Origin of the sequence: Marinobacter sp. NFXS11 (assembly GCF_040148675.1) — a bacterium.
Lineage (GTDB): Bacteria > Pseudomonadota > Gammaproteobacteria > Pseudomonadales > Oleiphilaceae > Marinobacter.
This window is the reverse complement of record NZ_JAGDDV010000002.1, coordinates 524,135-536,948: the sequence shown is the minus strand read 5'-3', so window position 1 is coordinate 536,948 and position 12,814 is coordinate 524,135. Positions and strand designations below refer to the sequence as shown.

Sequence of the window (12,814 nt, the reverse complement as noted above, 5' to 3'; positions counted from 1 at the left end):
TAAATAATGAATGATGGGGCGGAGTATAACGGTTATGGCCCTATGCGTCAGATAGCAGAATACGCAAATCAGATTTCTGTCCAGAATCTCTGGAGGTTGGCCAGTGATTTGGTGAGCAGATCGAATTCTGTCGTTTTACCCTCACGTTCAAACAGTTGTCGCCGGGCCGTGTCCAGATCAAAGAGCACTTCCCGCTGGGCTGGTTCCCGAATGGTGCTCTGAGCCCAACCGATAGCGACACGGCGTTGGCCCCGCGTGACCGGATCAACCCTGTGCAGGGTTGAGGACGGATAGACCACCGCCGCGCCAGCCGGTAATTTGTAGGATTGCTCACCGGCCGTGGTTTCGGTAACCAGTTCGCCCCCTTCGTAGCTTTCAGGATCGTCTAGGAACAGCGTGAAGGAAACATCGGTCCGCAACCTGCCGGCCCCCCGGCCCATCAAAGGATCATCCACGTGATTGCCGTAGGTCATACCATCCCGGTAGCGACTGAATATGAGAGGTGTGACCTTGGCAGGCCGCACTGCCATCTGGAACAGGGGGTGTTCCGTCAGGGCTTTTTCTACTTCGGCCCGAAGACCTTCCGCCTGGCTCCCGGACACCTTCAATTGCTCGTTGTTCTTGACCAGCTTTGCATGCCACCCGGCTGTGCTCCGCCCGTCCTGGAACTGGCCGCCGTCAAGCGCGTTGCGGATTCGCTGGAGCTGTTCAGGGGTCAGGATCTGGTCGATACAGATAATCATGGTTAGCTCAACTCTTAATACGAATAATTTGCAATCAGTATTGGCTGTGGCGCATCATGCACCACTATGGACAGACCATCAATCTTACCGTTGTTGACGAAGAGCAGCAGGCGGTTTTTAACAGGGGAAAGAACGGAATGAAGAATGAAAAGTTGAAGCTCTGGACCGGCATTGGCATGGCTACGCTGATTGCCAGTTCGGGAGTTGTCGCCAGCGAGCATAAAGAAAAGCATCACGACGACATGATGACCTCGGGCTCAGCAGAAGGCGGCGAGGGCGGAGAACATCACGGGGGTGAAGGCGGTGAACACCATGGAGGCGAAGGTGGCGAAGCCGGAGCAGGAGCCGCATTCAGTTACTTTGCCGCCGGTGGAGAAGGCGGAGAAGGCGGAGAAGGCGGATCTTCCGCTGTTTCTCCTGTCGACTCTGACGGCGCCTATATTGCCATGTTGCAGATGATGCAGGGTCATTTGATGGCGGCTCGCGAATTGATCAAGGCAGGCCAGGTCGCTGATGGGCGCCCACATCTGACGCATCCCTGGGTTGAGCTTCATGGCATGGTTGCGCCGGGCCTGGAGAGCCGGGGTCAAAACGACCTGAGTGAACGTCTGGAGATTTTGGCGAATCAGGCAGGCGAGGTTGAGCGCTGGAGCGACATTAATAAGGAGTTCCAGGCAGCCTGGGTGGCTCTCGAGAAAGCGGTCAACGCTGCCGATAGCAAGCACGCACAGAGCGCCGGAACCGTCTCGAGAGTGGTCCTCTCGCTGACCAAGCAGGCCGTGCTTGAGTATGACGAGGCGCTGGAAGAAGGGCGCTTTGTTGCCGTGCACGAATATCAGGACGGGCGCGGCTTTGTGAGTTCTGCACGTGACTATCTGGATAGCCACCAGGCGACACTCAAAAAACAGAACAAGGAAGCCTGGCGTGATGCCGTGAAGGCGTTGGAAGAGCTCCAGAAAGCCTGGCCGTCCGCCGTGCCGCCTGAGCAGCCAGCCGTTCCCGTGGCTAATGTCTACTCGGCCCAGGCCCGGTTGGAGCTGGCCCTTGCGCCGTTCCTGTACTGATTGATGCTGCCGGGGCCTCTGGTTTGGGCTCCGGCTTTTCGGTCAGTCTTCGGAAAGCGCTGTTTCGTCATCCAGCGTGTCGATACAGACCTGGTTACGGCCGCCGGCTTTCGCGCGGTAAAGCGCGCGGTCGGCATGCCTGAGAATGGTATCGCTGGTGTCGCCGGGTCGGGCAAAAAATCCGCCGACGCTGACCGTTACCGCTGCGCCGGTTTTTCGACTCTCCTGTTCTACCAGTTCCCGAATTCGCCGGGCAATCTGTTCCAGGGTGCCGGGGTCACACGGTGACAGTAAAACCACGAACTCGTCGCCGCCCCATCTTCCCGGATGATCGTAGGGCCGAACGCCGGCTTTGAGCCAGAGTGCGACACGGCAGAGAATCTGGTCGCCCGCCTGGTGGCCGAGGCTGTCGTTGATCGTCTTGAAATGATCGATATCCAGCCAGATAACGCCAAACCCGCTGTCCTGCCGACGGGCCCGCTGAATCTCTTCTTCCAGCACCTCGTCCAGTCCGCGACGGTTCTTAAGACCGGTCAGTGGATCAATTCGGGCCAGCCGGTTGAGCTCATCCGTGCGTTGAGCCACTTTTGCCTCCAGCTCCCGCGTGGACTGACCCAGCTTCTGAGCCATTTTTTCGAAATGGTCGGCCAGCCAGCCAACCTCATTATCCGGTTTTTCGAGACGTGGCAGGTCAAAACTACCCTCACGGACTTTTTCCACTGCATGTTCCAGGCTCATGATGGGCTTCAGAATCCGTGACTGGATGATGAAATGGAACAGCAACAGGCTCACGAGCAAGGTCACAAGGAATACGGCTGCGAGCGGCCAAAGAAAGCTCTGGGGTAGAAGTGTGTTCAGATCCAGAAGGGTAATTTCAAACCAGCCAATGGCGGGCAAAAAGGCAACCCCGGCCAGATGCTTGCGACCATCCACCGTCACGAAGCCGCTCTCCACCTGTCCGGCCTGGTCTCCGCGCTTTTTCAGCAGCTGGAGCATACCGAGGATCTGCTGCTTGTCCTGGGGATCCTCGAACAGCAGGTCGACCGTGTTCTTCTGTCCTTCGGGTTTGATGATGCTGGCGAAATCGATGTAGTTGCGGTCGCGGTATAGCTGTATGGCGCCGTTGTAATCGACAAACAGCGTGGTGATGCCTTCCTGACCGATGTCGACAATATCCTGCAGGAAAGCATCGAGGCTGAGACCGGTACCGACCATGCCGACAATCTCGCCGGTCTCGTCCCGCATCAATACATCGATCCAGAGCTTGGTGACCCCCAGTTCGGTATCCGGATTGACGTTGAGGTGGAAGTCCCGTCCTTCCTCAATCAACTGGAAAAACCAGGCGTCATCGGGTTTTTCTTTATCGAGAACATACCGGAACTGGCTGTCGGCGTATTCGTTCTCTTCGTTGTTGTAGTAATAGTGGCCATTCTCGACCAGAGCAACGAAGTAATTGTTGTCCCGGAAATTGGAACGAAAACTCTCCATCTGGCGGATGGCTTCCGACTCCAGTGCGGCGTCATCGGGATTGGCGGCCCAGTTGGTCAGGGCGGAGGAGCTGGCCATTTGTTTGGCAAGCCCGATCTCCCGCTCAAGAGACTGGAGCAGGCGGGCGCTGTCATAGCGCACCTGAATTTCTGCAACCTGTTGCCCCCAGCGCTCGATGATGCTTTCGGAAAGCTCCCGATAGGCCAGCCACGAAGCCAGCGAAGCTACGATAATCAGGCTGGCGGCCAGGCCAAGGATGCGGGTTTTGAGGCTCAACGAGTATCCCTCTCGGAGGTTCCGGGTTTCTGGGCGCTAATGATAGAACACTGGTTAACCAGAGTGTAGAAAAAACGGACAGGGACGGATTCGGATATAAGAGGAAAACCGGTCGCAAGGGCCTGTTTATGCGGCCCTTGTCTCCACATTCATGTTAATTGTGCTCGGAAAAGATCCGGGTCTGTCCTGCCTCGTTAAACAGAATGACCTTGTAATGATCTTTCCGGTCGCCCATCTCCATGCCAGGCGACCCCATGGGCATGCCGGGCACGCTCAGGCCGGTGGCCCGGGGCGCTTCGCTGATCAGGCGCTTGATGTCGTCGGCCGGCACATGGCCTTCGATGACGTAATCGCCGACAAAGGCGGTATGGCAACTGCCAAGACCGGCAATCAGGCCGGCATCGGCCTTGATCCTGCCCATGTCGTTGGTGTCGGTCGCCTCCACCTCGAAGCCATTTTCTTCCAGGTGGTCGATCCAGTCTTCACAGCAGCCGCACGTGGGGGATTTGTAGACGTGAATACTCTGGGCGGCGCCCGCAGCCAGCGCCGTGGTGCTGAATCCCAGGGCTGCCATCAGGCCAAAAGCCAGCGTGTGTTTTTTCATGGCAAGTACCTCAGTGGTGATGTTGATGTTCACTTGAGCCTGTGTCGTCAGAACCGGACAGCCAGAACCACCAGACGATGGCCGCCATCAGGGCGAGTCCTCCGACGTTTACCAGTAGTGCCTCCATCAATTCCGCTCCTGTTGCTGTTTCGGATCACTGTGCCTGCCGTTCTGTTCCGGACGGTGACTGGTTCGGAACAACCTCAGACGGTTGGCGTTCGAGACTACCGTTACCGAGGACAGGGACATGGCGGCGCCGGCCAGAATCGGGCTCATCAGTATTCCCCAGATAGGGTAGAGCAGGCCGGCGGCCACCGGAATACCCATTGTGTTGTATACGAACGCGCCAAACAGATTCTGGTGAATATTTTTCACCGTGGCCCGGGAAATCTCGATGGCATCGGGCACGCCGTGAAGCGAACCACGCATCAGCGTGATGCCGGCGCTCTCAATGGCCACATCCGTGCCGGTGCCAATGGCAAAGCCGACGTCTGCCGCTGCCAGGGCAGGGGCGTCGTTGATGCCGTCGCCAACCATGGCGACGATGTGGCCCTTGCCGCGCATTTCGCTGACCACCTCGGCCTTGTCTTCGGGCAGGACTTCCGCCCGGTAGTCATCGATACCGGCCTTCTTCGCGATGGCCTTCGCGGTGGCGTCGACATCGCCGGTGACCATCATCACCTTGATGCCGGCCTCATGGAGGCGCTGGATCGCGGCCTTGGAGTCCGGTTTGATGGCGTCAGCAACACCGATGACCCCCAGGGCCTCGTTGCCCAGTGCCAGAAAAAGAGGAGTGCCGGCTTCGTCGGTGATTGTGCGGGCGGCATCGGCCAGATCGTCCAGGGCAATGCCCTGTTCTTCCAGCCAGCGACGGTTGCCCAGTCGCACAGGCTTGCCGTCGAGTTCACCTTGCACGCCTTTGCCATTCAGGGCTTCAAAACCGGTCACCTTTTCGGGTTCGACGCTTTCCTCTTTGGCCTTCGACAGAATGGCCTCGGCCAGGGGGTGTTCGGAGTGTTGTTCCAGCCCGGCTGCGATGGCGAGCAGGCGTTGTTCTTCACCGTTACTGGCATGAACCCGGGTAACCGCCGGATGGCCTTCGGTGATGGTGCCGGTCTTATCCAGTATGACCAGATCCAGCTTGCCGGCGGTTTGCAGGGCATCGCCCTGGCGGATCAGCGCGCTGTATTCCGCTGCCTTGCCAACACCGACCATGACCGACATCGGCGTGGCCAGACCCAGAGCGCAGGGACAGGCAATGATCAGCACCGTGGTGGCAGCCACCATCATATGAACTACGGCCGGTTCCGGCCCGACGTTGTACCAGACCAGCGCCGCGACTACCGCAATCAGCATGACGGTGGGCACGAACACCGACGAAATCTTGTCGGCAAGCCGACCGATGGCGGGCTTGGAGCCCTGGGCTTTCTTCACCAGCTTGATGATCTGGGCCAGCGCGGTTTCACTGCCTACCCGGGTGGCCTCATAGACGATCGAACCGTGGGTGTTCAGGGTGCCGGCAGAAACCTCATCGCCTTCCGATTTGCTCACCGGCATGGGCTCACCCGTGAGCATGCTCTCATCAATGCGGGTCGAGCCTTCGGCAATCACGCCATCGACCGGTAATTTCTCCCCGGGCCTTACCCGGATATGATCGCCCTTGCGAACCTCCTCGACCGGAAGGTCCTGCTCTTCACCGTCGCGAATCACCCGCGCCGTTTTTGCCCGCAGGTCCAACAACCGGCGAACGGCCTCCGAAGTCTTGCCCTTGGCCCGAAGCTCCAGCGCCTGACCCAGGTTGATCAGGCCGATAATCATCGCCGAGGCCTCAAAATAGACATGGCGAGCCATCTCCGGCAGCGCTCCGGGAATACTCGCCACGACAATGGAATAGAGCCACGCCGTGCCGGTACCGAGGGCAATCAGGGTGTCCATGTTGGCGTTGTGGTGCCGGAAGGCCTTCCAGGCGCCGGTATAAAAATGCCCGCCGGTGGCTGCCATCACGATCAGTGTCAGCACACCCAGGCCGAGCCAGGTGCCCTGGTTGGCGTCCGTCACCATCATGGTGCCGAAGCCCATGCCCCAGACCATCAGCCCAAGCCCCAGGCCCAGACTCACCGCCATCTTAATCAGCAGGGTCTTGTACTGCTTCCGGTCTTGCTCCTGCTTGCGGTCATCGGCTTCGTCCTCGTCCTCAATCACGCTGGCGCCATAACCGGAACTCTCAACCGCCTTCACCAGCGCCTCGGGATCGGCATCACCCGTGGCTGTGGCGGTGTTGTCTGCCAGGTTCATGTGGGCATGACTGATACCGGAGACCGACATCAGGGCCTTCTCAATTGTGTTTACGCAGGAGGCACAGGTTGCTCCCGTCACCGACAGATGAATCTGCCCGTCCGCACCGGTTATCGCTTCAGAGCCCGTCGGCGCCGAATCTTCTCCGGTTGTCTGATCTTCAGGGTTTTCGATGGAGTCGGCCTTTTCCTTATTACCTGAAGAACAGCAACTGTCCGGCTCGGCGTCTTCCTGAAAAGGCTCAGCGGGGTAGCCGGTCTCGGTAACAATACGCGCCGCCTGAGCGGCATCTACACCCTCCGGCAAGGCCACGGTCTGCCTTTCCAGATTAACCTCGACCAGCCCGGCATCGCCGGTTAACGGTTCCAGTGCGTTGCGAATCTTTTTCGCACAGCCCTGGCACGAAGCCCCGGAAATACTGAGCGTGGTTTGTAAAACAGGTGTGTCAGTCATCCAGATTCACCCCTCGTTCTGTTCGTTTGCCCCGCAACAGGGCGCCGGATCATCCCAGTGTTCGATCAACCGGCAAATTGTATGGCCATCCGGCGTACCATCAGGCATGTCCTGCCAGGCCGCCAACGCTGCGGTCATCCGCTCGCGCAGCTGCTGCAATTCCCGAATCTCCCGCTCAACCTCCGCCAGCCGGTGCTGAAACACATCCCGGACCATCGGACACGGCGAATGATGATCGTCTGCCTGGTTAAGGATCTGTCGAATCTCGGGCAATGAAAACCCCAGCTGCCGGGCCTTCCGGGCAAATCGAAGCCGTCGGAGATCCTCGGTATCGTATTGCTGGTAGTTATTGTCCGGGTTACGGGTTGGTTGAAGCAGTTTTTCCCGGGTGTAGAAACGCACTGTATCCGGATTTACACCAGCTGCGTCTGCAATCTCTTTTACTTTCATCGTCTTGTTCTCAATGTGCCAAAGATAATGGCTTCAGGAACCAGAGACTGAAGTCAGCACGGCAAACTCCAAACCAATAAGAATAGACTAGAACCTGTGAGCAACTCACAGGTCAAAGGGTTTTTTTCGAGGGAGGAGTCCGGGAAGGCCTATTAATCCCGGGAGCGTAGAAACGTACCGCAGGTCTTGCACTGGTCCGGCGCCATCAGCTTCGCCTGCCAGCCAATCTTGTGGCCGCAGGCCGGGCACGCCAGCTTAAGCTGCAGAACAATAATGGGCATGATCAGGGCGGCGATCAGAACACCCAGGGGGCCCCAGCTTTCGTCGCTGGACAAACCCAGCTGGCTGCTGAACACCAGGATGATGGTTAGCGCCACAAAGGCAAAAATAAAATAGTTCCGGTTCCAGCGTTCCCACTGGCGAATCTTATCGTCCTGTTCCGGTGTCAGGTATTGCGCAGCCATAGAATCTCACCTGGAGGATTTATCCGTATCTTGGGGACGGCCGGGGGTAATTACAATCCGGAATCGGCGGTGATGCCCGCCACCAGAACGCCGGAGGCCAGCGCTTTTTCAAGATCATCGACCGGGATCGGCCGACTGATCAGGTAACCCTGGGCAAAGTTGCAGCGTTGGTTTTTCAGAAAGCTCAGTTGCTCCTCGGTTTCCACGCCCTCGGCAACCACCTGAATACCCAGATTGTGCGCCAGATTGATCACCGCCCGGGTAATGACGGCATCGTCGTGGCGTTCGGTGACCTCCGTGATGAACGAGCGGTCGATCTTCAACAGGTCGACCGGGAAATCCCGCAGGTAGCCGAGAGACGAATAACCGACACCAAAGTCATCAATAGCCAGGTTCACTCCCAACTGATGCAGGCGGGAGAGCTGGTTGCGATTGTGCTCGATATTCTGGATGAAGATCTCCTCGGTCAGCTCAACCTCCAGACGATCTGCCGGGACATTCTCTGCTGCCAGCGCTTCGCGGATATGATCCACCAGATCCTCATCGTCCAGCTCTCGGCCCGAGAGATTGACCGCAATGCGCAGGCCCTCCTGAGGAGTGCCTTTCCAAGCCGCCAGCTGCCGACAGGCCGCCATGACCACCCAGCGCCCGATATCGGTGATGCGGCCACTTTCCTCCGCCAGAGGAATGAATTCCACTGGCGGCAAAAGACCTCGGCGTGGATGGCGCCAACGTATCAGCGCTTCAACACTCTGGATTTCACCGGTGTCCAGATTCAACTGAGGCTGGTAGAAGAGCACGAATTCGTTGTTGGCCAGGGCCTGGCTCAGATCTTTGTCCAGCTCCAGGCGCATAACTTCCCGTTCCTGCATTCCTTCGGTATAGAACTGGTAAGTATTTCGGCCCTGCTCCTTGGCGCGATACAGGGCAATGTCGGCATTGCGCAACAGCGTATCTGCGTCCAGACCGCTCTGGGGATACACCGCCACGCCCATGGTGCCGGTAATGCTGTGGGACTGGCCTTGAACCTCGTAGGGCTGGTCAAAGCACTGTTTGATCTGGCCCAGCAGGTGAATGATGTCGTCAATGTCGTGTACCTGCTGCTGGCAGAACATGAACTCATCGCCTCCGGAGTAGGCCACCAGCAGCCGTTCGTTACTCAAACGGTTGAGCCGCTCGGACACCTTGATCAGCAGTTCATCACCGAACTGGTGGCCAAGGGAGTCATTCAGCGTCTGGAACCGGTCCAGATCCAGCATCACCAGGGCTACCTGGCGCATCTGGCGATCGGCAATGTTCAGGGTGTGGGACAGGTCTTCCATGAAGAACCGACGGTTGGCCAAACCAGTGAGGGTGTCGGTGGATTCCAGCCGCGCCAGATCCTTCTGAATCGCGGTGCGCTGTTCGATTTCCTGATCCAGCTCCCGGCGGGTCTTCAGCAGGGCTTGATTGCGTTTCAGAATCAGCTGCACCAGTAACGTGGTCAGGCTGGTGAGAAGGCCCATCAACAGGAACGTGGCAAAGGTCAGGGCAGGCCAGTCGCTGTATTGGTTCTCGACCCACTCGACAGACGGGCGAAGTGTCAGGGTCCAGTCCAGCGTCGGCAGATTAACGGATTGGCGTCGCGAAAATTCGCTGCTAACGGGCTGTGACACGTTCAGTTCATAGCTGACTTCGCCGGCTTCGCGGATCTCGATCCGGAACGATTCCAGAACCCGTTCGGTGAGGAGTTGCCGGGCCAGCACTTCCATCCTGAAGACGCCGGCCATGAAACCATTGTTTTCAGGGCCTGCTCCCACGGGCGCATAGATCACCATGCCCTTGCCGCCCTGGCGCAAATTGATGACACCTGAGAGATCCCAGGTGCCGGACTGCTTCGCCAGCTCCAGCGCCTGGCGTCGTTCCTCGTTGAAGGCAACGTTGTATCCGATGACCTCCTCGTTATCGGTGAATGGCTCCAGCCAGCGGATAACGAAATCAGAGTCAATCCATTCAATGGCCTGGTAAACCCCGAAATCGTCCAGATAGTTGCGGGCGTCCTGGCGCCACTCCTGTTCGGTGATGTCCGGAGCTGTCTCGAGTCTTTCAGCCATGCGCCGGATTGCTTCGGCATGAATCAGAAATTCCCGCTCGAGGTGGTTGGCCATGGCACGGGCTTCATTGGCCAGGTTTGCTTCTATCTGATGTTTGTCCTGCTGAACCAGCCCATAGCGCAGGCCGGCTGCCAGACCCAGGAAAACCAGGAAAATCACCACCGGAAATGCCGGACTCAAGAGGCCCGAAACAACAGCTTTAGGGGGTGATGCAGGTTGATCCACAGGGCTCTTCCAGTCTTCTGTTTATATCCGGTGATTATGTCAGACCTGACAGACCGGTAACAGAAGAGTACTTGAAGTGTGACGCAGTGCCTGATTCAGATCGGGTTTCAGGAGCGGTCAGAAACCCTGGAGATATCCAGGCGGGGAATTTCCTGTTTGGGACAACGATCCATCACGACCGTCAGACCTGCGGCCTCAGCCCTGGCCGCGCCCTCCTCATTGATAACACCAATCTGCAACCAGACGACCGGGATGTTGAGATCGATAGCCTGGTCAATGATGGCATCGGTGCGTTCCGGTGCCAGGAACAGATCAACCATGTCCACCGGTTCCGGCAGGCTGTTCAGATCGGCGTAAACGGTTTCGCCGAGTACCGTCTTGCCTGCCAGGCGGGGATTCACCGGGAGGATTCGGTAGCCCTGTGCCTGAAGGTATTCCATGACCTCGTGGGAAGGCCGGCTGGTCTTTTCGCTGGCACCGACAAGGGCGATGGTTCTGACAGTGGTCAGGATGTCACGCAACTGTTCCGGGCTGGTACTGGGCATGATGCTGGAGAAACCTCGCTGGATTAACGGTGTGCCTGCAGACAGACAGACACTGACTCCGCGTAGCGTAGCGCGTGAGGCTTGTCGATTTCCACCTCGGCCCACTGTACCGCTTCATGCTCCATGACGATGGTCAGAACCTCGTGGGTCAGACGCTCGAGCAGGGCGAAGCGATTGCCATCCACATGGTGAATGATCTGCTTCGTGATGGTTCGATAGTTGAGGGCAGCGGAGATTTCATTCTGGTTTACGGCTTCCGTCGCATCATAAGTCAGCGCAACGTTGATCAACACGTCCTGCTGATTATTGATTTCTTCTTCCTTGATGCCGATGTAGGCCCTGAGAAGAAGGTCCTTGATGCGGACTTTTGCCAGGTGATTCCCGTTGACGTCTGTCATGCGCCCTCCCTCGGGTCAGATAGTTCAGCGATTGTTACTGATCAGCGTTAGAAACTCTGTGCGGGTCGCCTGGGATTTGCGGAACTGCCCCAGCATCATCGAGGTTTTCATGCGGGAATTCTGTTTCTCCACGCCCCGCATCATCATGCACATGTGCTGGGCTTCGATGACAACGGCCACGCCCTTGGCGCCCGTGACGCTCTCAACGGCTTCGGCAATCTGTCGGGTCAGGTTTTCCTGGATCTGCAGACGGCGGGCGTACATGTCGACGATGCGGGCAAACTTGGACAGGCCCAGTACCTTGCCTGCGGGCAGGTAGGCAATGTGGCACTTGCCGATGAACGGCAGCATATGGTGCTCGCACATGCTGTAGAGTTCGATATCCTGAACCACGACCATTTCATCCATGGCCGATTCGAATACCGCATTGTTCACCAGGTCGCCAAGGTCCTGCTGGTACCCGCACGTGAGGAACTGCATGGCCTTGGCCGCGCGCATTGGAGTGTCTTGCAGACCCTCGCGATCCGGGTCTTCGCCCAGGCCATCGATGATGGCACGGAAGTGCCCTGAGAGGTCGTCAAGGAGTTTGCTCATAGTCTTTTCCGGTTAGCAGTGTCTTACGAGGGCCAAAGCTTAAGGCAATTTGCCCGCCATCTCTACGCTTTACGCAGGCATCGTCGGAAAAGACCACTTTGGCCGCCACGCCCAGTGGTATGGGCGGTGGGGCTATGGCAGTGGCGGCCGGTTTGTTCTACAGTTTCAGGCTATCAATGTTCGTCGGGGACAATGCATGGATGAGGTGATGCCGACCGTTGGTGGGGTTTCCGCCGCGGGGCGCGAGGAAGGCACCCTAGAAGGGTGGCAACATGGAGGTAAGTGGTTCAGTTTCGAGGGACATGCCATCTTCAGCCGGATGGCAGGCTCGGGAGAACCGCTGGTGCTGATCCATGGATTTCCCACTGCCAGCTGGGACTGGAATCGACTCTGGCCGATGCTGGTTCAGCAGCACAACGTGCTGGCCCTGGACATGCTGGGCTTTGGTTTTTCCGATAAACCCGCCGATTACGATTACAGCATTGAAGACCAGGCGGATCTGTTTCAGGGCTGGATTGAGGGTCTGGGTCTGCCGTCCGTGCACCTGCTGGTTCATGACTACGGGTGCAGTGTTGCCCAGGAGCTTCTGGCGAGGGAGCAAGAGGACCTGCTGCCATTCAGGATTGCGAGTGTCTGTTTCCTCAACGGCGCCCTTTTCCCCGAGGTCCACAATCCCCTGCTTATTCAGAAGCTGCTGGGGAGCCCCTTTGGCGGGCTGATCAGCCGGGGCCTGACCCGACGCAGTTTCGAGCGAAACTTCCGCCGGTTATTCGGAAACCAGAATCCGCCTGATCGGCAGGATATGGAGGATTTCTGGCACCTGCTGACCTATAACAACGGCCGGGGCATCCTGCATCATCTGATCCAGTTCATGGAAGAACGACGCTGTCACCGCAACCGGTGGGTTGGCGCGCTGCAGAAGGCAACGCAGCCGATGCGATTGATTTCGGGTACCGCCGATCCGGTCTCGGGTGCCGGCATGGTCAGACGCTACAGGGAACTGATGCCCGATGGTGATGTGGTCACCCTCAGGAATATCGGGCACTACCCCCATCTGGAGTGCCCCTGGGAGGTTTTCAGTGCCTATCGGGAGTTTCGCAAGCGCTGCGAGGGATAGCTCCC

At 58.0% G+C, this 12,814-nt stretch carries 12 protein-coding genes; 2 read left to right on the top strand and 10 right to left on the bottom strand.

Annotated elements, in window-relative coordinates:
• Positions 1–68 precede the first annotated feature (68 nt).
• The gene (locus J3362_RS11525; RefSeq protein WP_349519853.1) at positions 69–743 is read right to left on the bottom strand and encodes a Fe2+-dependent dioxygenase; all 675 of its coding nucleotides are present in this window, start codon (positions 741–743) and stop codon (positions 69–71) included.
• Between the two features lie 137 nt (positions 744–880).
• Between J3362_RS11525 and J3362_RS11520 the strand changes: the two genes are divergently transcribed.
• A complete protein-coding gene (locus J3362_RS11520; protein WP_349519851.1) occupies positions 881–1,807 on the top strand; it encodes a 4-helix bundle domain-containing protein in 927 nt (308 codons plus the stop codon).
• A gap of 42 nt (positions 1,808–1,849) precedes the next feature.
• On the opposite strand, the gene J3362_RS11515 is transcribed toward J3362_RS11520, so the two are convergent.
• The 9 genes from J3362_RS11515 to folE form a co-directional block, all read right to left on the bottom strand.
• Positions 1,850–3,571 (bottom strand): diguanylate cyclase, encoded by a 1,722-nt coding sequence (locus J3362_RS11515; RefSeq protein ID WP_349519849.1) that lies wholly within the window; start codon positions 3,569–3,571, stop codon positions 1,850–1,852.
• A gap of 154 nt (positions 3,572–3,725) precedes the next feature.
• Positions 3,726–4,175, bottom strand: a complete 450-nt coding sequence (locus tag J3362_RS11510) for a DUF411 domain-containing protein (protein WP_349519848.1) — start codon at positions 4,173–4,175, stop codon at positions 3,726–3,728.
• 126 nt (positions 4,176–4,301) lie between these two features.
• Positions 4,302–6,923: a heavy metal translocating P-type ATPase gene (locus tag J3362_RS11505; protein WP_349519847.1), complete on the bottom strand. Its 2,622-nt coding sequence runs from the start codon at positions 6,921–6,923 to the stop codon at positions 4,302–4,304.
• Between the two features lie 6 nt (positions 6,924–6,929).
• Positions 6,930–7,373 carry a MerR family transcriptional regulator gene (locus J3362_RS11500; protein ID WP_349519845.1) on the bottom strand — a complete coding sequence of 148 codons (444 nt, stop codon included), beginning with the start codon at positions 7,371–7,373 and terminating at the stop codon, positions 6,930–6,932.
• A 152-nt stretch (positions 7,374–7,525) separates the two neighbouring features.
• The gene (locus J3362_RS11495) at positions 7,526–7,837 is read right to left on the bottom strand and encodes a hypothetical protein (protein WP_349519843.1); all 312 of its coding nucleotides are present in this window, start codon (positions 7,835–7,837) and stop codon (positions 7,526–7,528) included.
• Between the two features lie 50 nt (positions 7,838–7,887).
• Positions 7,888–10,155: a putative bifunctional diguanylate cyclase/phosphodiesterase gene (locus J3362_RS11490; RefSeq protein ID WP_349519841.1), complete on the bottom strand. Its 2,268-nt coding sequence runs from the start codon at positions 10,153–10,155 to the stop codon at positions 7,888–7,890.
• A 107-nt stretch (positions 10,156–10,262) separates the two neighbouring features.
• A complete protein-coding gene (locus J3362_RS11485) occupies positions 10,263–10,700 on the bottom strand; it encodes a CoA-binding protein (protein WP_349519839.1) in 438 nt (145 codons plus the stop codon).
• A 23-nt stretch (positions 10,701–10,723) separates the two neighbouring features.
• Entirely contained in the window at positions 10,724–11,098 is a 375-nt protein-coding gene (gene folX, locus J3362_RS11480) for a dihydroneopterin triphosphate 2'-epimerase (protein ID WP_008172757.1), read from the bottom strand.
• Positions 11,099–11,122: 24 nt separating this feature from the next.
• Positions 11,123–11,692 (bottom strand): GTP cyclohydrolase I FolE, encoded by a 570-nt coding sequence (gene folE, locus J3362_RS11475; protein ID WP_008172758.1) that lies wholly within the window; start codon positions 11,690–11,692, stop codon positions 11,123–11,125.
• Positions 11,693–11,888: 196 nt separating this feature from the next.
• On the opposite strand from folE, the gene J3362_RS11470 reads away from it, so the two are divergent.
• On the top strand, positions 11,889–12,809 hold the full coding sequence (locus J3362_RS11470) for an alpha/beta fold hydrolase (RefSeq protein ID WP_349519837.1): 921 nt from the start codon (positions 11,889–11,891) through the stop codon (positions 12,807–12,809).
• Positions 12,810–12,814 lie beyond the last annotated feature (5 nt).

Bases quoted from the DNA above. Each gene is read 5' to 3' on its own strand.
- folX (WP_008172757.1), bottom strand. From the start codon at position 11,098: ATGACAGACGTCAACGGGAATCACCTGGCAAAAGTCCGCATCAAGGAC.
- J3362_RS11505 (WP_349519847.1), bottom strand. From the start codon at position 6,923: ATGACTGACACACCTGTTTTACAAACCACGCTCAGTATTTCCGGGGCT.
- J3362_RS11495 (WP_349519843.1), bottom strand. From the start codon at position 7,837: ATGGCTGCGCAATACCTGACACCGGAACAGGACGATAAGATTCGCCAG.
- J3362_RS11520 (WP_349519851.1), top strand. From the start codon at position 881: ATGAAGAATGAAAAGTTGAAGCTCTGGACCGGCATTGGCATGGCTACG.
- J3362_RS11525 (WP_349519853.1), bottom strand. From the start codon at position 743: ATGATTATCTGTATCGACCAGATCCTGACCCCTGAACAGCTCCAGCGA.
- J3362_RS11485 (WP_349519839.1), bottom strand. From the start codon at position 10,700: ATGCCCAGTACCAGCCCGGAACAGTTGCGTGACATCCTGACCACTGTC.
- J3362_RS11510 (WP_349519848.1), bottom strand. From the start codon at position 4,175: ATGAAAAAACACACGCTGGCTTTTGGCCTGATGGCAGCCCTGGGATTC.
- J3362_RS11470 (WP_349519837.1), top strand. From the start codon at position 11,889: ATGGATGAGGTGATGCCGACCGTTGGTGGGGTTTCCGCCGCGGGGCGC.
- folE (WP_008172758.1), bottom strand. From the start codon at position 11,692: ATGAGCAAACTCCTTGACGACCTCTCAGGGCACTTCCGTGCCATCATC.
- J3362_RS11500 (WP_349519845.1), bottom strand. From the start codon at position 7,373: ATGAAAGTAAAAGAGATTGCAGACGCAGCTGGTGTAAATCCGGATACA.